This window comes from Rhizobium deserti (assembly GCF_004358025.1).
GTDB classification, from domain to species: domain Bacteria; phylum Pseudomonadota; class Alphaproteobacteria; order Rhizobiales; family Rhizobiaceae; genus Neorhizobium; species Neorhizobium deserti.
The window spans coordinates 650601-669168 of record NZ_SMTL01000003.1; the positions used below are offsets into that span (position 1 = coordinate 650601).

The window sequence follows — 18568 nt, forward strand, 5'->3', positions numbered from 1 at the left end:
CTATCCCCGGCGGTTTTTTTATTTTGGGGGATGCATGGCGACGTCATTTGACCTCACCGGCAAGACAGCGATCGTCACCGGTGCCAATACGGGGCTGGGTCAGGCCATTGCCGTTGCGCTTGCGCAAGCCGGAGCCGATGTGGCGCTGGTCGGCCGGTCCTCCATGGCGGAAACGCAGACTGCCGTCGAAGCTGCCGGTAACCGTGCAGTCTCCATCCAGGCGGACCTTTCAACGCTCGAGCCGATCGACCGGATCATCGAGGAGACGCTCGCTTGGAGCGGGCAGGCCGATATTCTCGTCAACAATGCCGGCATCATCCGGCGCGCCGACGCGCTGGATTTCACCGAGGCCGACTGGGACGCGGTGATGGACGTGAACCTGAAAACCGTGTTCTTCCTCTCCCAGGCTTTCGCGCGTCATCTGGTCGCGACCACCAGAAGCGGCAAGATCATCAACATCGCCTCGCTTCTGTCCTTCCAGGGCGGCATCCGCATCCCCTCCTACACGGCCTCGAAAAGCGGCCTCGCCGGCCTGACCCGTCTTCTCGCCTGCGAATGGGCCGCCAAGGGCATCAATGTCAACGCCATCGCCCCGGGCTACTTCTCCACCAACAATACGGACGCTTTGCGCGCCGACCCGGACCGCAACGTAGCCATCCTCAACCGCATCCCGGCCGGGCATTGGGGTCAGCCGGAAGAATTAGGCGGTGCGGCCGTGTTCCTGGCATCCCCGGCATCCGATTACGTGCACGGGATCGTGCTGCCGGTGGACGGCGGATGGCTTGCCCGCTGAGCCCGCAGTTCCGGCATACCGGAAGCTCTACAGGTGACGAGATCGGTCCCGACGCACTGCGCGCGTGAATTTGATTGACTGGCTCAAGATTTATTAGTTGCCATCCTCAGTCATGTTTATTATCGGATAGCTGCAATCGCGGAGCTTGGCGGCAACCGGCGGCGCATCCTCTTTCCGTTTCCGCTGAGCCGAACCGCGCCTTAGCCCTCGCCTGTCGTAAAGTCCGGAGTATCGCCCAATGGCCGTCATCTCGAAGCCCGCTTTCCTTCAGCGCTTGACGATGCGGGAACCGCTTCGAAAATCTGCACTCCTGGCCGCCACGATGACGCTTGTTGCTTCGGCAGCGCTTGCGCAGGCACCGGCCACGGACCATTCGGCGCCGGCACCTTCCGCCCAGACGACGGCTCCCGAGCAACCTGCCGCTTCGCAGCCTGCGCCGCCTGCGGTTCAGGCCCCCGCTCCGGCCCCGGCAGCACCGACCACGTCGCGCACACCGGAAGCAGCGCCGACGCCAGCCACAACGCCCGCCCCTGCCCCTGCCGAGCCAAGCTCGCCTCTGAGCGCTGCACCGTCCGCAGTTCCGGCCGAACCTTCCTCCGGTGCCGCGGCCCAACCTGCGCCGGGCGCAACCGCACCGCAGGCGCCTGAACCTCAAGCGGCGTCACAGCCGCGCGATATCCTCACCCAGTTCCTCGAGCCGGAGCGGCGTTCGGACCTTCCGCACGACCTTTCTCCCTGGGGAATGTTCATGGCCGCGGACTGGGTCGTGAAGGCGGTGATGATGGGGCTCGCCTTCGCATCGCTGGTCACCTGGACGGTCTGGCTTGCCAAGACCCTGGAGCTTGCCGGGGCCCGAACCCGGGCCGGCCGCGCCCTCAAGATCATCCGCAATGCCCGCACGCTCGGCGAGGCGCTCGATGCGGCGGGCAGCCGCGGCGGCCCGGCCGTCCGCATGCTGCGCGCTGCTGCAGAGGAAATCAATCTGTCGGAAGCGGCGCTCGACCATGCCGGCGGCGATGGCGTCAAGGAGCGCGTCGGCTCCGTGCTGTCGCGGATCGAGGCCTATGCCGGTCGGCGGATGGCGCGCGGTACCGGCGCTCTGGCGACCATCGGCTCGACCGCCCCGTTTGTGGGCCTGTTCGGCACCGTCTGGGGCATCATGAATTCATTTATCGGCATCTCGCAGGCGCATACGACCAATCTGGCGGTCGTCGCTCCCGGCATTGCCGAAGCACTTTTGGCCACCGCAATCGGCTTGGTCGCCGCCATTCCGGCCGTTGTCATCTACAATGTCTTTGCCCGCTCGGTGACCGGCTACCGTCAATTGCTGGCCGATGCGGCAGCCGGGGTCGAGCGGCTCGTCAGCCGCGACCTCGATTTCCGCAAGATGCCGCCCGGAACGCGCAAGGCGCCGGTCTCGCTGGTCGCAGGAGGCTGAGCAACCATGGCCGGCGGCATACGCGAACATCACGGCGAAGAGCTTCCCGAGAACCACGAGATCAACGTCACGCCGTTTATCGACGTCATCCTGGTGCTGCTGATCATCTTCATGGTCGCTGCGCCCTTGGCGACGGTCGATGTCAATGTCGATTTACCCGCCTCGACGGCCAAGCCCGCGGATCGGCCCGAAGAACCGCTTTACGTGACGGTCAAGGAGGATCTCAGCCTCAATATCGGCAATGATCCAGTTGCCCGCGAGCAGTTTGCAGCGGCTCTTGATCGGATGACGGAGGGCGACAAGGAAACCCGGATCTTCCTGCGTGCCGACAAGCTGGTCGACTACGGCCAGTTCATGGAGGTGATGAACCTTCTGCGTGACGCCGGCTATCTGAAGATTGCGCTGGTCGGGCTGGAGACTGCGCCCGCCGCACCGGCGGCGCCCGGCAAGCAGCCTGCCCCGTCGTCTGGCTCCGCGCCTGCCCCGGCACCCGCTTCCGGAGCGGCCCCATGAGCCAGGCGGTGACGCAGACAGGTGGTTCTGTCGCGCGGCTCGGCGAAGTCGCATTATGGGGGGTCGCCGGCCTGCTGGTGCTGACCGTGCATATTGCCGCGGCCGCCCTGCTGCTGCAGGAAGACCCGTCAGCGGCGGCTGACAATGCCCCTCCTGCGGCCATCATGATCGAGCTGGCGCCCGAGCCGCAGGCCGCCAATACGGAAGAGGAACAGATCGCTCCCGACGCGGCCGATATGGAAGAGGTCAAGAGCGATCAGATGCAACCTGTCGAGGAGGCGCAGCCCGAGCCTGAACCCGAGCCGGTGGCCGAACCTGCGCCGGAGCCCGTCGAGCCTCCTCCTCCACCTCAAGAAGTTGCCGAAGCCCCAGAGCCGGCACCGCCAGAGCCGACACCTCCGGAGCCGACGCCCGAACCCGTGCCGGAGCCGCCCCAGGAAACGCTTCCGACACCGGAAATAACCCAGACCATTCCCGAGCCTCCGCCGGAGCTGGTCAAGGAACCGGAGCCGATCGAGGAACAGATGACTGCCGCGCTGGAGAACGTGGAAGTGCCGCTTCCGGTCATGCGTCCGGCGCCGCCGCCAAAGCCGGCTGTCGCCGACAAACCCGATCCGAAGAAGGAGCAGGAAAAGGTCGAGCGCCGCAAGCAGAAACAGCAGCAGGCCCAGAAGGAGATGGCGCAGGCCAAACTCGAAACAAAGCAGGCCGACCGCACGGCCGCGAGCCAGACCTCGACCGGATCGGTGTTTTCCTCCTCGGTTTCGCCCGCCAAGTGGATGACCAAGGTCAGGGCCAAGATTGCCCGCTATGCCCGCCGTTGCCCCGGCAATGGAAGGGGCGTGGTCACGGTGCGCTTCAGCTTCGACGGCGGCGGCAATATCGGCAATGTTTCGGTAACGCGGTCCTCCGGCGACGCTGCCATCGACGATTATGTCGCATCGGCTGTCCGTCGTGCCTCGCCCATCCCAGCGCCGCCTTCGGGTGTTGCAACTTCGCTCAGCCAACCGGTACAGTGCGAATAACCGCCTCGTTTGACCGCGGGACTTCCTTCCTTCGTGATCCAACCCGGATGATTTCGCATGCACATGACCCTCAACGAGGCCGAAACGCTGGTTCGCAGTGTTTTCGAGACCAATGGCGTTTCCCCCGAGGCTGCTCTTTCCGTGGCGCGGGCACTCGTACAGTCGGAGGCGGCGGGACAATCGGGGCATGGCTTAAGGCGCGTGCCGGCCTATGTGCAACAGGTGAGGACGGGCAAGGTGGTCGGCCGCGCAAAGGCCGTCTCTACGCGCACCCGTCCCGGCGTGCTTTCCATCGACGCAGCCCATGGCTTTGCTTATCCGGCGCTTGATCTTGCGGTGACCGAGCTTCCCGCGATCGCGAGGGAGCAGGGAATTGCCTTTTCGGGCATTCATCGTTCTCACCACGCAGGCGTCATGGCGCTGACGGTGGAGCGTTTTGCGGAAAAAGGACTGGTCGCCATGATGTTCGCCAATGCTCCGGCGGCCATGGCGCCCTGGGGCGGCAAGCGGCCGCTGTTTGGAACCAATCCGATTGCCTTCGCCGCGCCGGTTTTCGATGCCGAGCCTCTGGTGATCGATCTGGCGCTTTCCAAGGTGGCGCGCGGCAAGGTCATGGAAGCAACCCAGAAAGGCGTCAGCATCCCCGACGACTGGGCCTTCGATGCGGATGGCAATCCCACCACCGATGCGGTCGCCGCCATGAAGGGCACTATGGCCCCTTCGGGTGGCGCCAAGGGCGCTGCCCTGGCGATGATGGTCGAAGTGTTTGCGGCGGCACTCAGCGGCGCTCAGTTTTCCTATCAGGCAAGTTCGCTGTTTGACGAAAAGGGCCCGCCGCCGGCACTTGGCCAAGCGATCATCGTCATCGACCCGGATGCGGCGGCCGGTTCCGGTGCCGCCGGACGGATGGCCGAGCTGGCGGCCGAAATGGCCAAGGAAGACGGCGTGCGGCTTCCCGGCCGGCGCGGTCGCGGGCTGCGGGCCAGGGCGATGGAACAGGGCCTGGATCTCGAAGACGACGTCATCGCCGCCATCCACGCGCTGGGTTAGGCGCGTAGGGCCCTGGCGGGAGACTGGCGGTAGGCGAGCACGGCGGGAACTGCGGCAAGCGCTGCCGCACTTGCCAGGAGAACCACGGCCGCCAGAAGGTCCTGCCGCGCGAACTCGACCGGCAACACGATGCCGCTTTGTACTGTGAAGGCACTGGCGATCATGTGGGCGGCCGTAAAGCCGATCAGGTAGCCGAGCCCGACGCCGAGCGCCACGAGCAGGAAAAGTTCGAGCCAGACGATCATAAACACTGCCCAGCGTGGTGCTCCGAAGGCGCGCAAAGCGCCGATCTGTCGACGGCGCTGGCCGATATGGGTGACGGTGACCAGCACCAGAGCCGCAGCGACCAGGCCCTGCGAGCCCGCAGCGACGGCGCTCAGCACCAGTCGCGCATCGCCGAGCGTGGCGTAAAGATTGGTCAGGACCTCGCCCGGAAAGACGGCTGTGGTCGTGCCGCTTCGATAGGCCTGACGCAGCTTGTAGGCATCGGCGATCGTTTTCGGTTTCACCAGGATCGCCGGCAGGCCCGGCAGCTCTCCCGCAAAGGTCTCTTTGACCGGGGCATCCGCATCGATGCCGTGATGGTCATGATCCGCGTGATCCTCGACATCCCCGGGCACAGCGGCCCTCTCGCCTCCATGCTCTTCATGTTCATCATGATGTTCGTCTTCGCCGAGTCCATGCACATGCCAGACCGCCTGGATCGGCACCAGGATGGCACGGTCCCATGGCGTCCCGGTCGGCGGCAATCTTCCGGATACGTGGTAGACGACCCCGGCATGGGTTTCGCCGCCGGTGGCGCTGCTGCCATGCATCGGCTTGATTTCTGCACCGAGAGGCAGCTTGACGGCGGCACCCACAAGCGCCTCGCCTTCCTTATCAAACATCCGCCCTTCGGCAAGGCCGGCAACCGTGCTTGAGATCAGCGCCTTGGTCGTGCCGACCACCGGGTAGCCGGAAAAGGAATCGCCAAATCCGACCGGCGCCGCCCAGGCGACGCGCGGATCTGCCAGCAGTTTCGGCAGAACCTCGCCCGCAAGGAGCGGCAAGGGGGCCGGCTGCAGGAAGACCGACGAGAGCACGAGCTGCGTTTCGCTTCCGGCGGCGCCGATGACGAGGTCGAACTTGTCGGCTGCCCGTGCGCTGCCCAGCCGCAGCGCCCGCTCCTGCAAGGTTACGGTTACGCCGAGCGCGGTTGCCAGTGCCACCAGAAGCACAACGACGAGCGCACCTGCCCAGAGCCGGCGCAGGTCGGCGAGGATGAAGCGGGTCATGCCGCCACCTCCCCGGCCGCCCTGTCCGCGACGATGCGGCCGCCCTGCAAGGCGATGCGGCGGTCGAGCCGGTTGATCAGACGCTGATCATGGGAAACGACAATCAGTGTGGCGCCCGTCTGCGCCGCCAAATGGAGGAGCAGGTTTCCGACCGCCTCCCCCGCTTCCGCATCCAGACTGGCGGTCGGCTCGTCGGCTATGATGACGCCGGGCCGCCGCAGAAGCGCGCGTGCGATCGCCACCCGCTGCATCTCGCCTCGCGACATGCTGTCGATCCTTTGATCCGGCCGGGCGAGCGACACCGCCTGCAAGAGTTCGTGCGCATGGGTAACGACATCCGCCCCGGCTGCGCGGGCGAGCCGTGCTGGCAGGAGCACGTTTTCAACAGCGGAAAGACCGGGAAAGAGATGGAAATCCTGCATCACAAGGCCGACATGTTCCGCCCGCCAGCGGTCACGCGTGGTTTCCGCGAGGCGGGCGATATCCTGGCCGTTCCACAGGACGCGGCCGGCCTGCGCCCGCTCCAGGCCGGTGACGACATTGATCAAGGTGCTCTTGCCGGATCCCGAGCCGCCCGTGATCGCTACGCGTTGGCCAGCATCGATATACAGGCGGTCGATGAGGAGGACCGGCGCGGCGAGACCTGGAAAGGAGATGCGCAATTCCTCGACCTGGAGAGACAGCATGCTTCAAACAGCCTCGTAATCCGCCTGGCGGATGCGCAGGCGGCTGAGGAAGCCGGTTTCCGGATCCGTCCACGACCCGACCTCCAGCATGCCCCGGACTTCGATCGTCTCGTTAGGCTGGGTGAAAGTCTGCCGGCTGTCGAGATAAACGACGACGATATTGTCGGGCCAATCGGAATCGGTCGAGCAGAATGGGCAGATCGACATGGGGATTTCGGTGAGGACGAAGAACTGCGCTTCCGCCTTCAAGGGCGGCGCCATGAAGCCGCGCATGGCGACGGGTTTGCCGGAAAGCGCCTTGGCCTTGTCCGAAAATTCCAGGCCCAGCACGCTGATCTTGCCGTAAAGGTCATCGAAGGAAAGCGGCGCGTAAGACGCCGCGGAAACCCGCCCGGGAATGAGGAAGGGCAAGGCCGCGAGCCCACCAAGAACGGATCTGCGTGGCAGAAGAGTGGAAGGTCGCTTTTCCATCAAGCTCTCCGAATGCGCTTCCGGCCAACCCGGCCGGAAGCAAGTTGCAGCATGGGTACGGCGTGAAAGCGAATTAACCGCCCAAAGCAGCTTAGTTGGTCTGCTTCACGCCGAGAGCGAAGGTATCGGCCAATACCTTATACACGTCGCTCTGTTCCATATAGCCATGGAAGCCTTCAGCGCCGGGACCGGCAGCCTGCAGAACTTCGTCATCGACCGCATGCACGCCCGTATCGCCGCTTTTTGGAATATTGCCCTGCACGAAGACCGCGCCGGGAACGTTCTTGTATTCCTCGTTGGCGACATATTCCTTCTTTTCGTTCTGGATGGCCGGCACGAACGGCCCATCCAGCTTCGGGCGGAATGTTTCGTAGTGGTCGGGGCCGTTATTAGCAAAAATAGCCAGGCGGCGGCTGACGTCGACACGGTCCGGATAGCCGTCGCCGTTCTTGTCTTCATAGTTGGGGAAGCCGGCTTCGGCATAGGTGCCGACCTTCTCGCGCATTTCCGTGCCCGGCTTGTCGTCGTCGATCGTCCCGATGATCGAAACGCCATGCGTATGGTCGCCGGTGACGACGATCAGCGTGTCCGGGTGAGCCTTCTGGAATTCGCGGGCAACGCCCACCACTTTATCGAATTCGATGGTTTCGAACAGGGCGCGTTCCCAATCAAGCGGGTGGCTCATCTTGTCGATCGAGGCACCTTCGACCATCAGGAAGAAGCCTTCCGGGTTCTTGCCGAGATTATCGAGCGCCACCTTGGTCATATCGACCAGGCCCGGCTGGTTCGGGAACTTGTCGACCGTGCCCTTCTTGAGGAAGTCGCGATCAAGCGTGGCGTCCATGTTGGCGGGATGGAAGAGGCCGAGGATCTTGCCGGTGTTGGAGCCGGCCGCCTGGGCCAGTTCGTTCTTGTCGGTGGCCAGCGTATAGCCGGCGTCCTTGAAGATCTTGATGTAATCCTTGTCGTCCTTACGCTTGGAGCCGGCCGTTTCCTTGGGAAGGAAATAGGCCGAACCGCCGCCCAGAAGAACGTCCGGCTTGACGTCGAAGAGCATGCCGACGATTTCCGCCTTTTCCGCCCGCTTGCGGGTATGGGCGGCGAGTGCAGCCGGAGTCGCGTCCTGAAGTTCGGAGCCAGAAACGATGCCGATCGACTTCTTGGTCTGGCGGCGCAGCGCTTCTGCGATGGTCTCGACCTTCGGGTCGTCGAAAGCGTCGGGCGTACGGTCACCGTAGACGCCGAGTGCGTTGACGGCGCTCTTGTGGCCGGTCATGTAGGCTGACATGGTATTGGCGCTATCGGTGGCAATTGCTTCGGTGGAAGACGTGCCGATGAACGCCATGTGGTCGAGGTCGTCCATATTCAGCCGGCCGTTCGCCTTGCCCTCGGTCATGCCTTTGGACATGATCCGGGCGCCGGTGCGATGCGCGACAGAAAGGCCGTCTCCCAAAAGGAAGATGATGTTCTTGGCCTTCGGCGCGGCGGCCGTCCCGTAGACATTCCAGGTCGCGCTCTTGGTTTCGGAGCCTGCCGTCACCTCGACCTTGTAGTCGCCGGCATTGGCGATCGTTACGCCGCGCAAGATCACCGCGGAACCCAGGACCTTGTCCTTGTTCTTTTCTTCGGCAACGAACTGCGCTTCCTTGCCGAGTGCGGACTTGTAGTCCTGGCCGTTGACGGTGACTTTGACGTCCTCCGGCTTGACGACGCTGCTAAACTCGACCTTGAAGTCAAAGGGGGAACCGGTGAGGATGGTGGCACGGTCCAGCGGATAGATATTGGCAGCCTGGGCTGCGCCGGCGAGAACGGTCGAAACGACCAGAGCGGCAATAAGTTTGCGCATCGTAACCTCACGAAAAGTTCAAAGGGAAGGCAAGGTTCGTATATCGGCGGCGCATGACACTTGCGTGACGCCATGGCGACAGGTTTTCTTGGGAAACCTCCAGAGGCGTAAGCCAATTTGCGTCCAGAACGCAAAAAGCCTGGCGCGGGAGGAGGATGCGCCAGGCTTTGAACTTGATCGACAACTGGGAGGAGGAGGATGTTGTCGACCCGTATCTAGCGACGCTGGGAGGAGGAGGTGCGTCGCTCGATGGCCAATGTTTAGTCTAATCGTTTAAGCTGGCCAATAGTCTCTGCTGCAATGCAGCAATGCGTTTGACGCAAGGCTGGGCAAATGCTCACCCATCATGAGCCTATCCCATAGCCGCCACGGGTATTCAGGCCAGGCAAGCTCGGCTATATCGGCTGAAAAAGCAGAGGCGAGCACCATGGCTGTCATCCGATACCACGAAACTGACATATCGAGCGCGGATGCAGCGCGCTATACGGATGCCGTCGCAGTCGATACGGAGACGCTTGGGCTCGTTCCTCGGCGTGATCGCCTTTGTGTGGTACAGCTTTCTCCAGGTGACGGATCGGCAGACGTGATCCGCATCGGGCCGGGCCAGAAACAGGCTCCCAACTTGGCCGCCATGCTGGCCGACCCTTCACGCCAGAAGATCTTCCACTATGGCCGGTTCGATATCGCCATCCTTTTTCATACATTCGGGGTCTCGACGACCCCAGTCTTCTGCACCAAGATCGCCTCCCGGCTGGTGCGCACCTATACCGACCGGCACGGCCTGAAGGAGAACCTCAGGGAAATGCTGGACGTGGACATATCCAAGGCCCAGCAGCAGACCGATTGGGCGGCGGAGAAACTGTCCCAGGCGCAGCTCGAATATGCAGCCTCCGACGTTCTTTACCTGCATGCCCTGCGCGACAAGCTGAACGAAAGGCTCATCCGGGACCGCCGCGCCGATCTCGCCAAGGCCTGCTTCGATTTCCTGCCCACCCGCGCCAAGCTCGATCTGTTGGGTTGGGGAGAGACCGATATTTTCGCCCATAGCTGACAGCGCCTCCCCTGGCTACAACAGTCTGGCGCTGAACCGCCTGTAGCAACCCAATTCTGCCATTTCTGCGTGCATTTAACTGTCCGGTTTAAACCGTTAGCGTGTCTTTAACCATTTTGTCACAGAATCGCATCTGTTCCTCGGCAGTGGAGCGCCATGAGGCGCCGCGGTCGCAACGCCGTCTACGTTGCGAAAAGCTTTGATCGGCCGATCTGTCCTTCCGTCACAGACAACAGATGGAGCAGGCCTCATGCTGCAGCCGGTCAGTGCCACCACAACGACTATGCTGGATTATCCGAGTTCGGCGCCGCAGCCGGTGGTCCGGCCGCCATTCAGCCCCGCCAATGACATAGCCGATATCGGCATGTCTTCGGAGAAGCTCCTGTCCGGCGGCCGTCGGGAGGCCATGTCCCTGTCCGGACAGCTTCAACTGGCGCAGGGCGCCTCGGTCTTTGCCGAAACGATCGGGCAGCTGCTGAAAATGCCCCGCGGCGAAAACGAAAGCCTTGCTGCTTATGCCGTCCGGATCACCGAAGCGGTCAAGGCGCTCAGCCCCGGCGAGAAGCTCGCCCTGCAACGGCTCCTCAACCAGGTCGTCAACGGCCTCACGCTTCGTCTCCTGGGGGAAGTCCTTAAAAATCCAAGTGGTCCAGGCGCTGCACGGTTGGCGCTGCATATGGAGATGACGCAGCTGTCAGACCACGATCTGCCGGCGGAGGCCGCCGTCACCTCCTATCGCCAGACGGCGGGGATGCAGCCGGTGCCGGCAGGCCGTGAAACGGCGCCACTCGCCAAGCTTGTCCCGGCAAACCCCGGCATTGGCAACCCGCCGCCCCTCGATTTGGCTGGAGCGGAGGCCGAAGCACAGGCCGCAGCGAGCTCGGTTGCCGGCAGTTCGCGAACCGAGCAGGACGGCAGAACGGCGGCCATACCGACGGCTTCGTCGACGGGCCCGGGCTCCGTCAACGGGCAGGCCGCTGGACCGGCTCCTGCCACGGCGCTCGCCTCCACTGGTGCCGATCCAAATGCCGCCCCTGGCGCCGAGGCAACCCCTTCAAGCGGCAAGCAGCCGCCATCCCTGTCGGGCGCAGACCCCTTGAAAGCAGGAACCGCGACAACAGTCGAGAGCGCGGCGGCGGGTGAAAGAAGCAAGGCAGGGCATGCTGCAAGCCTGCCATCTGCCGTTCATCCCGATGCGGCTGTAACTCGGGCGGAGTCGGAGCCCGGATCCATAGCTGCATTTCGCCCCGGAACTGGATCCGAAACCGGCATGGCAGCTGGCGATGACGCTGCTGCTCCTCCACCACAGCCTTCCAGATCAACTACAGGTCAGGCCGCTGGCCCTTTCGCCGTTCCAGACGTCCAGGCGGAGGTAACCAGTAGCGACGGCGTCTATCCAATGGAAGCCGGAAGCCGGTTGACGGCTGACGGAAAGAGCGCAGCGGCGGGCCTGAGGACTTCACCCATGGAAGCTTCGCGCGCCTCCATACTTGCTGAAGCGGATGCCGGTCCTCCGACAGAGCTGGATCTGGCTCCCGATGCGGACGCTGTTTATCGGCCCGCCCGCCCCGTCACGGCGGAATCCATACTCGGCATCACACAGGGACTGATAAAGGCATTTTCCGGCCATGCGCTGGCGGAAGCCCTGACGCCACTGCTCAGCCTGTCGCCATTACCCGAGGCGCTCGACCCGGCTCTGGATGATACGCAGGCAATGCCGAAACAGGATTTGCCGCTCGGAAGAAGCTCCCAGGACTTGGAGGGGTCCGCCTCGAATATGCCGACGTCCCAGCAACAGCCTGACGAGGCCGCGACCGCCAAAAGACAGGCCACCGCTACGCCGCATGCCGGACAGCCGGCTGCCGAAGCGGCAGATATGCATGAACAGCTGCAACTGGCTTTGCCCGTCATCCTGCCGCGTGACGGCATGCCGCTTCCCTATCTCACTTATCCGCCCACCGAGCAGGAGCCAAAGCGCGAGGAGCGCAAGGTGCGCGAAATTGCCGAGGTGGACGAGGATGGAGATGGGCAGCAGCATCCCTCTGGCGACCACAGGTCGAACGACAGGGACAAGGATGGCGAGACAGAGGAGGCGCCAACCAATGCGGCCGCCGTCAATGCCGAAACCGAGAGTGGACATGGCGGGGAGGATGGACGCGCCAATGATCTCTATTGGCGGATGGCCGGCTGGTCCTGAGGCAATCAACTTCATAGAAAAAGCCGCCGGATTTTCATCCGGCGGCTTTTTGATTCCTGCAGCGAAGATTACTCGTTGCTGCCGCGGTTCTTCAGAGCCGCGCCGAGGATGTCGCCGAGCGAAGCGCCACTGTCGGACGAACCGAACTGTGCGACTGCTTCCTTCTCTTCGGCGATTTCAAGCGCCTTGATGGAAAGCATGACCTTGCGGTCCTTCTTGGAGAAGTTGACGACGCGCGCGTCGAAAACCTGACCAACGGCGAAGCGCTCAGGACGCTGATCGTCGCGGTCGCGTGCCAGGTCGTTGCGGCGGATGAAGGAGGTGATGTCCTCGTGAGCAACCAGCTTCACTTCGACACCACCGTCGTTGACGGCGATGACTTCGCACGAAACGACAGCGTTCTTGCGCAGTTCGCCAGACGTGGCGGCTTCGCCGACCGCATCCTTGCCGAGCTGCTTGATGCCGAGCGAGATGCGCTCCTTTTCGACGTCCACGTCGAGAACGACAGCCTTGACGACGTCACCCTTGTTGAACTCCTCGATGACCTGTTCGCCCGGACGGTTCCAGTCGAGGTCGGAGAGGTGAACCATGCCGTCAACATCGCCGTCGAGGCCGATGAACAGGCCGAACTCGGTCTTGTTCTTGACTTCGCCTTCGACTTCAGTGCCGGCCGGATGGCTGTAGGCAAATGCCTGCCACGGGTTCTCGAGGGTCTGCTTGAGACCGAGCGAGATACGGCGCTTGGACGGATCGACTTCGAGAACGACAACGTCGACGTCCTGCGTTGTCGACAGGATCTTGCCGGGATGAACGTTCTTCTTGGTCCAGGACATTTCCGAAATGTGGATCAGGCCTTCGATGCCCGGCTCCAGTTCGACGAATGCACCGTAGTCGGTGATGTTCGTGACGGTACCGGAAATCTTTTTGCCAACCGGGTACTTGGCGGCAATGCCATCCCACGGATCCGACTCGAGCTGCTTCATGCCGAGCGAGATACGGTGGGTTTCCTGGTTGATGCGGATGATCTGAACCTTGACCTGCTGGCCAATGGACAGGATTTCCGACGGATGGTTGACGCGGCGCCAAGCCATGTCGGTGACGTGCAGCAGGCCGTCGATGCCGCCGAGGTCAACGAACGCACCGTAATCGGTGATGTTCTTGACGACGCCGTCAACAACCTGGCCTTCTTCGAGGTTCTGAACGATTTCGGAGCGCTGTTCCGCACGGCTCTCTTCAAGCACGGTACGACGCGAAACGACGATATTGCCGCGGCGCTTGTCCATCTTGAGGATTTCGAAGGGCTGCGGGTTATGCATCAGCGGGGTGACGTCGCGGATCGGACGGATGTCCACCTGCGAACGCGGCAGGAAGGCTACGGCGCCGTCGAGATCGACGGTGAAGCCGCCCTTGACCTGGTTGAAGATGACGCCTTCAACGCGCTCGCCAGCTTCGAATTTGGCTTCCAGCTTGACCCAGCTTTCTTCGCGGCGAGCCTTCTCGCGCGACAGAACAGCTTCGCCCAACGCGTTTTCGATGCGCTCGACATAAACTTCGACTTCGTCGCCGACCTTCAGCGAACCGTCCTTGCCCTTGGCGCCGAATTCCTTCAGCGCAATGCGGCCTTCAACCTTCAGGCCGACGTCGATGACGGCCATGTCCTTTTCGATCCCGGTGACTATGCCTTTGGTGACATAGCCTTCAGCAAGATCGTTGGTTGCAAAGGACTCTTCGAGAAGAGCTGCGAAGTCTTCCCGACTTGGGTTAGTTACTGCCATGAAATCTCCTGGTCGTGTCCATTTCGGACACGTATGCGCCGGCGGTTCGTGTTGCACATGCCAAAGCTTCAAGTCCGCCTTCCTCACGGTGATATTCCGGGGGAGGCAATCCGGCGCGGGGACTGAACTTCGGATTATTTTATCAAAGCGGCGTCGATAATGGCCTTTGCCGCCCGAAACGCCGCCTCTATACCCATTTCCGACGTATCAAGCAAGTGTGCGTCTGATGCGGGTTTCAATGGGCTGTCGGCGCGGCCCATATCCCTTTCGTCACGCTTGCAGACATCGGCAAAAACCGCCTGGAAATCCGCCGTACCGCCGTTTGCCAGGATTTCGTCGTAGCGCCGTCCGGCCCGCACTTCCGGCGAAGCGGTGACGTAAAGCTTCACCTTGGCGCCCGGGCAGACAACCGTGCCGATGTCGCGGCCATCGAGAACTGCGCCCGGCGGCTTTTGCGCAAATGCCTGCTGCGCCTCGACCAACGCGCGGCGCACCGAAGGCATGACGGCAATCCTGGAAGCAGCCTCGCCGATCTGGTGGTCGGCAAGGACCTGCCGGTCGAGGCTCGCCAAATCGATCTCCGCCGCCATGCGCGACGCCACCGCCTCGTCGTCGAGCGGCAGGCCTGCATCGAGCAGAGCCTTGGCCGTGGCCCGGTAGGTCAAGCCGGTATCAAGATGATGAAAGCCATAGGCCTGGGCAATCTGCCGCGACAGTGTTCCCTTGCCCGCCGCCGCCGGACCGTCGATTGCGATGATGAAGGGCGTGGTCACGCCGCCTGGCTTTCGTCGCTTTCGATCCTGGCGCCAAGCCCGGTCATCAGGTCCATGAATTCCGGGAAGCTGGTGGCGATGATGCCGGCATCGTCGACGCTGACCGGATGTTCGGATGCCAGACCCATGACCAGAAAGCTCATGGCGATGCGGTGGTCGAGATGGGTGACGACCGCCTTCCCCGCCGCATTGCCATATCCCTTGCCGCCCGGACGTCCGCGCACGACCAGCGTCTCCTTGCCTTCGTCGCAGTCGACGCCGTTGAGCTTCAGGCCTGCCGCCGTTGCCGACAGCCGGTCCGATTCCTTGACCCGCAATTCCTCGAGGCCCAGCATGGTCGTGGTGCCTTCGGCAAAGGCGGCGGCTATGGCGAGCACCGGATATTCGTCGATCATCGACGGCGCCCGGTCTGCCGGCACCGTGACGCCCTTCAGCTCGGACCCGCGCACCCGCAGGTCGGCCACGTCTTCTCCGCCGGCACTGCGCGCATTCATCACGTCTATATCGGCGCCCATTTCCTGCAGCGTCAGGATGAGGCCGGTGCGGGTCGGGTTCATCAGCACGTTTTCGATCACCAGGTCGGAGCCGGGCACGAGCAGCGCGGCGACCAGCGGAAAGGCGGTCGAGGACGGATCGCCGGGCACGTCGATCACCTGCCCGACAAGCCTGCCGCGGCCTTCGAGCCGGATGGTGCGGACACCGTCGCCATCGGTTTCCACCGTCAGGTTGGCACCAAAGCCCTGCAGCATCTTCTCCGTATGGTCGCGCGTCATCACCGGTTCGATCACCGTCGTTATGCCCGGCGTATTGAGACCAGCGAGCAGCACGGCCGATTTCACCTGGGCCGAGGCCATCGGTACGCGGTAGGTAATCGGGTTCGGGGTTCGCGGCCCGCGCAGGGTGACCGGCAGACGGTCGCCAGCCGTCGAGGTGACCTGCACGCCCATTTCCCGAAGCGGATCGAGTACCCGGCCCATCGGGCGCTTGGACAGCGAGCCATCGCCAATGAAGGTACTGTCGAAATCGTAAACGCCGACCAGGCCCATGGTCAGCCGGCAGCCGGTGCCGGCATTGCCGAAATCCAATGGCGCTTCCGGCGCCAGAAGCGCGCCGTTGCCGGTGCCCTGGATGATCCATTCGGCGCCGACTTTTTCAATCCTGGCGCCCATGGCCTGCATGGCCTTGCCGGTATTGATGACGTCTTCGCCTTCCAGCAAGCCCGTGATGCGGGTCTCGCCGGACGCAAGCCCGCCGAACATGAAGGAGCGATGCGAGATCGACTTGTCGCCGGGTATGCGAACCGTGCCGGAAAGATTGGTGGATTTTCTCGACTTTGCCGGCTTCAGGGCAATACCATGCGACATGGCCAGTCCTTTACATGTTATAGGCGCGAATGCGGGATGCGGAATTGGGCCGTCGTTAGCATAAAGCCCGAGGCCGGTCATCCGCTTGTTCGGCCGGAAAATCATGAAAAGTTAGTCTTTGACATAAGCGACGGTTGGCCTTATGGGGACCGGCTAGATTTTTTCACCAATAAGGCCGCGATTAAGCGGCGTGCCGATCTGATCGGCCATCCCATGAGGCTCTGACTGTGGCTAAAGCGGAACTCGGAACAAAGCGCACCGACCCGGATACCGGCAAGAAATTCTATGACCTGAACCGCAACCCGGTTGTTTCTCCTTATACGGGCAAGTCCTGGCCGCTTTCCTTCTTCGAGGAAAACACGGTTGCCGTGAAGATGGAACAGGCCGAGGAAGAGGACGTCCAGGAAGTCGATACCGAAAATCCGGAAGTCGAACTGGTTTCCCTCGAAGAGGGCGACGAGGCGGCCGGCGGCGACGATCTGCCTGACATGGGCGACGACGAAGCCGATATCGGCGGCGACGAAGACGATACCTTCCTTGAAGTCGACGAAGACGAGGACGACGACGATATGACCGGTATTATCGGCGTCACGGGCGACGACGACGAAGTCTGATCGACTAACTAAGATCCGGCGATCTTACAAAAATCGCCGGCGACTTAAAATTCGGCTTGCACTGACGGGAAACCAGACGTAATAAGCCGCCACTCCGAAGGACACAGTGCTTCGGAGTTCCCAGGACCGGAAACACCGGACCACCTGATGGGGCTATAGCTCAGCTGGGAGAGCGCTTGCATGGCATGCAAGAGGTCAGCGGTTCGATCCCGCTTAGCTCCACCAAACTTTTCCTACGAACTTTCCATCGCCTGTAGATGCTCGCGGCCTTTATCGGACCGCCATACCCGCATGCGACTGAACGAGGCGCGGACGGTTCAGGCGCTTGCGCCGGGCTGCCACATGACGAACCGTTTGCTGCCGCGATTGGGCAAGTTTGGGCTCTGCCAGGCTCGTGGCACCGAAAAGAGTTTCAAGCGACATGGCGTCCAGATGGGCGTGACGGTAGGCCTGCTGCTTTTGCCGGATGATGCCGGCGGCGGCGAGACCGATGACGCTCAGCAGGATGATAGTCGTTGTTACCATTGTGCTTCCTCCGGTTTCTCAACGCAGAAACCGGCAGAAAGTTCTGGCTTGTTTTTCGCTTGTCAGGCGAAGGGCCCAAAGCAGCGCCGAGAAATTCACCGGTCGGCCGGATCCGCAGCATCATCCTCAACGAAGAGGTCGCTCCGCGCATATGTCAGAGGATGGCCTGTTCCTGTGCATCGAAGCGGTGCAGGCTCGCCCTATCCGGCGTTGCAAAGACCACGTCGTCGGGAGAATAGGCATGCTCGCCGAACAGGCGGACCGTCAGCAGGCCGGTGACATCGGTTTCCAGGTAAAGGATGGTATCGGCGCCCAGATGCTCCACATGGATGACTTTGGCCTTCCATTCGCCGCTGTCGCGGGACAAGGCGATGTGTTCCGGCCGGATACCGACGGTCTTGGCTGTGCCGTCACCGAGCTTGCCGGCTTCGATGAAATTCATCTGCGGCGAACCGATGAAGCCGGCGACAAACAGGTTGGCCGGCCTGTTGTAGAGTTCCATCGGCGAGCCGATCTGTTCCACCCGCCCTGCATTCAGGACGACGATCTTGTCCGCTAGCGTCATCGCCTCGACCTGGTCGTGAGTGACATAGATCATCGTTGCCTTCAGGCGGCGGTGCAGGCCGGCAATTTCCAGCCGCGTCTGCACGCGAAGCGCAGCATCGAGGTTGGACAGCGGCTCGTCGAATAGGAAAAGCTTGGGCTCGCGCACAATGGCACGGCCGATCGCCACGCGCTGCCGCTGGCCACCCGACAGTTCCGCCGGGCGACGGGCAAGATACGGGTCGAGCGACAGCATCGAGGATGCCTTGGCGACGCGCGTCTCGATCTCTTGCTTGTCGGTTCCCGCCTGTTTGAGGCCGAGCGCCATATTGTCCTTGACCGTCAGGTGCGGATAAAGCGCATAGGACTGGAAGACCATGGCGATGCCGCGCTTGGCGGGCGGCGTGTTGATGACTTCGGCTCCATCGATCTGCAGGCTGCCCGAGGTAGCGTCTTCCAACCCGGCGATCACCCGCAGCAATGTCGATTTGCCGCATCCGGAGGGGCCGACGAAGATGACGAATTCGCCGTCCTTGACCTCAAGATCGATGCCTTTCAGAACCTCGTGGTCCCCAAAAGCCTTGCGGATGGATTTCAATTGCAGCGAACCCAAGGGCGTCTTCCTTACTA

General features: G+C 62.6%; 17 protein-coding genes and 1 tRNA gene. 9 read left to right on the plus strand and 9 right to left on the minus strand.

Translation table 11 applies throughout. The features are described 5' to 3' along the window. The first annotated feature begins 34 nt into the window (after positions 1–34). From kduD to E2F50_RS15310, 5 genes are all read left to right on the plus strand, one after another. Positions 35–793, plus strand: a complete 759-nt coding sequence (gene kduD / locus E2F50_RS15290; RefSeq protein WP_133317010.1) for a 2-dehydro-3-deoxy-D-gluconate 5-dehydrogenase KduD — start codon at positions 35–37, stop codon at positions 791–793. A gap of 280 nt (positions 794–1073) precedes the next feature. After that, positions 1074–2231 (plus strand): tonB-system energizer ExbB, encoded by a 1158-nt coding sequence (gene exbB / locus E2F50_RS15295; RefSeq protein ID WP_425375391.1) that lies wholly within the window; start codon positions 1074–1076, stop codon positions 2229–2231. A 6-nt stretch (positions 2232–2237) separates the two neighbouring features. Continuing rightward, the gene (exbD, locus tag E2F50_RS15300) at positions 2238–2744 is read left to right on the plus strand and encodes a TonB system transport protein ExbD (protein ID WP_133317011.1); all 507 of its coding nucleotides are present in this window, start codon (positions 2238–2240) and stop codon (positions 2742–2744) included. Then, positions 2741–3769 (plus strand): TonB family protein, encoded by a 1029-nt coding sequence (locus E2F50_RS15305; RefSeq protein ID WP_133317012.1) that lies wholly within the window; start codon positions 2741–2743, stop codon positions 3767–3769. Before exbD ends, E2F50_RS15305 begins: the two co-directional genes overlap by 4 nt. 57 nt (positions 3770–3826) lie before the next feature. Beyond that, the gene (locus E2F50_RS15310) at positions 3827–4819 is read left to right on the plus strand and encodes an Ldh family oxidoreductase (protein ID WP_133317013.1); all 993 of its coding nucleotides are present in this window, start codon (positions 3827–3829) and stop codon (positions 4817–4819) included. On the opposite strand, the gene E2F50_RS15315 is transcribed toward E2F50_RS15310, so the two are convergent. The 4 genes from E2F50_RS15315 to E2F50_RS15330 all read right to left on the minus strand — a co-directional run bounded on the left by E2F50_RS15315 (position 4816) and on the right by E2F50_RS15330 (position 9096). Next, positions 4816–6093 carry an FtsX-like permease family protein gene (locus E2F50_RS15315; RefSeq protein WP_133317014.1) on the minus strand — a complete coding sequence of 426 codons (1278 nt, stop codon included), beginning with the start codon at positions 6091–6093 and terminating at the stop codon, positions 4816–4818. The two genes, E2F50_RS15310 and E2F50_RS15315, sit on opposite strands and share 4 nt — an antisense overlap. After that, a complete protein-coding gene (locus tag E2F50_RS15320; protein WP_133317015.1) occupies positions 6090–6779 on the minus strand; it encodes an ABC transporter ATP-binding protein in 690 nt (229 codons plus the stop codon). Before E2F50_RS15320 ends, E2F50_RS15315 begins: the two co-directional genes overlap by 4 nt. Before the next feature lie 3 nt (positions 6780–6782). Next, on the minus strand, positions 6783–7250 hold the full coding sequence (locus E2F50_RS15325) for a hypothetical protein (protein WP_133317016.1): 468 nt from the start codon (positions 7248–7250) through the stop codon (positions 6783–6785). A gap of 91 nt (positions 7251–7341) precedes the next feature. Then, positions 7342–9096 (minus strand): alkaline phosphatase, encoded by a 1755-nt coding sequence (locus E2F50_RS15330; protein ID WP_133317017.1) that lies wholly within the window; start codon positions 9094–9096, stop codon positions 7342–7344. A 427-nt stretch (positions 9097–9523) separates the two neighbouring features. Here E2F50_RS15330 and E2F50_RS15335 point away from each other — a divergent pair, with 427 nt between their 5' ends. Both E2F50_RS15335 and E2F50_RS15340 read left to right on the plus strand, forming a co-directional pair. Then, positions 9524–10147: a ribonuclease D gene (locus E2F50_RS15335; RefSeq protein WP_133317018.1), complete on the plus strand. Its 624-nt coding sequence runs from the start codon at positions 9524–9526 to the stop codon at positions 10145–10147. A 250-nt stretch (positions 10148–10397) separates the two neighbouring features. Beyond that, on the plus strand, positions 10398–12344 hold the full coding sequence (locus tag E2F50_RS15340) for a hypothetical protein (RefSeq protein ID WP_133317019.1): 1947 nt from the start codon (positions 10398–10400) through the stop codon (positions 12342–12344). Between the two features lie 68 nt (positions 12345–12412). Here the strand turns inward: E2F50_RS15340 and rpsA are convergent, their stop codons facing one another. The 3 genes from rpsA to aroA form a co-directional block, all read right to left on the minus strand. Further along, a complete protein-coding gene (gene rpsA / locus E2F50_RS15345) occupies positions 12413–14119 on the minus strand; it encodes a 30S ribosomal protein S1 (RefSeq protein WP_133317020.1) in 1707 nt (568 codons plus the stop codon). 134 nt (positions 14120–14253) lie between these two features. Next, positions 14254–14892 carry a (d)CMP kinase gene (cmk, locus tag E2F50_RS15350; protein WP_133317021.1) on the minus strand — a complete coding sequence of 213 codons (639 nt, stop codon included), beginning with the start codon at positions 14890–14892 and terminating at the stop codon, positions 14254–14256. Beyond that, positions 14889–16256, minus strand: a complete 1368-nt coding sequence (gene aroA / locus E2F50_RS15355) for a 3-phosphoshikimate 1-carboxyvinyltransferase (protein WP_133317022.1) — start codon at positions 16254–16256, stop codon at positions 14889–14891. The genes cmk and aroA overlap by 4 nt, the downstream gene beginning before the upstream one ends. A 227-nt stretch (positions 16257–16483) precedes the next feature. Between aroA and E2F50_RS15360 the strand changes: the two genes are divergently transcribed. Both E2F50_RS15360 and E2F50_RS15365 read left to right on the plus strand, forming a co-directional pair. After that, positions 16484–16870: a TIGR02300 family protein gene (locus tag E2F50_RS15360; RefSeq protein WP_133317023.1), complete on the plus strand. Its 387-nt coding sequence runs from the start codon at positions 16484–16486 to the stop codon at positions 16868–16870. Positions 16871–17019: 149 nt separating this feature from the next. Next, positions 17020–17095 (plus strand) — tRNA-Ala (locus E2F50_RS15365). A 45-nt stretch (positions 17096–17140) separates the two neighbouring features. Here E2F50_RS15365 and E2F50_RS15370 read toward each other — a convergent pair. Both E2F50_RS15370 and E2F50_RS15375 read right to left on the minus strand, forming a co-directional pair. Beyond that, entirely contained in the window at positions 17141–17395 is a 255-nt protein-coding gene (locus E2F50_RS15370; protein ID WP_133317024.1) for a hypothetical protein, read from the minus strand. 154 nt (positions 17396–17549) lie between these two features. After that, complete coding sequence (locus E2F50_RS15375; RefSeq protein ID WP_133317025.1) at positions 17550–18551, minus strand: ABC transporter ATP-binding protein; 1002 nt, start codon at positions 18549–18551, stop codon at positions 17550–17552. Positions 18552–18568 lie beyond the last annotated feature (17 nt).

Bases quoted from the DNA above. Each gene is read 5' to 3' on its own strand.
- E2F50_RS15315 (WP_133317014.1), bottom strand. From the start codon at position 6,093: ATGACCCGCTTCATCCTCGCCGACCTGCGCCGGCTCTGGGCAGGTGCG.
- E2F50_RS15335 (WP_133317018.1), top strand. From the start codon at position 9,524: ATGGCTGTCATCCGATACCACGAAACTGACATATCGAGCGCGGATGCA.
- E2F50_RS15370 (WP_133317024.1), bottom strand. From the start codon at position 17,395: ATGGTAACAACGACTATCATCCTGCTGAGCGTCATCGGTCTCGCCGCC.
- aroA (WP_133317022.1), bottom strand. From the start codon at position 16,256: ATGTCGCATGGTATTGCCCTGAAGCCGGCAAAGTCGAGAAAATCCACC.
- E2F50_RS15305 (WP_133317012.1), top strand. From the start codon at position 2,741: ATGAGCCAGGCGGTGACGCAGACAGGTGGTTCTGTCGCGCGGCTCGGC.
- rpsA (WP_133317020.1), bottom strand. From the start codon at position 14,119: ATGGCAGTAACTAACCCAAGTCGGGAAGACTTCGCAGCTCTTCTCGAA.
- exbB (WP_425375391.1), top strand. From the start codon at position 1,074: ATGCGGGAACCGCTTCGAAAATCTGCACTCCTGGCCGCCACGATGACG.
- E2F50_RS15320 (WP_133317015.1), bottom strand. From the start codon at position 6,779: ATGCTGTCTCTCCAGGTCGAGGAATTGCGCATCTCCTTTCCAGGTCTC.
- kduD (WP_133317010.1), top strand. From the start codon at position 35: ATGGCGACGTCATTTGACCTCACCGGCAAGACAGCGATCGTCACCGGT.
- E2F50_RS15325 (WP_133317016.1), bottom strand. From the start codon at position 7,250: ATGGAAAAGCGACCTTCCACTCTTCTGCCACGCAGATCCGTTCTTGGT.
- E2F50_RS15310 (WP_133317013.1), top strand. From the start codon at position 3,827: ATGCACATGACCCTCAACGAGGCCGAAACGCTGGTTCGCAGTGTTTTC.
- E2F50_RS15340 (WP_133317019.1), top strand. From the start codon at position 10,398: ATGCTGCAGCCGGTCAGTGCCACCACAACGACTATGCTGGATTATCCG.
- exbD (WP_133317011.1), top strand. From the start codon at position 2,238: ATGGCCGGCGGCATACGCGAACATCACGGCGAAGAGCTTCCCGAGAAC.
- E2F50_RS15330 (WP_133317017.1), bottom strand. From the start codon at position 9,096: ATGCGCAAACTTATTGCCGCTCTGGTCGTTTCGACCGTTCTCGCCGGC.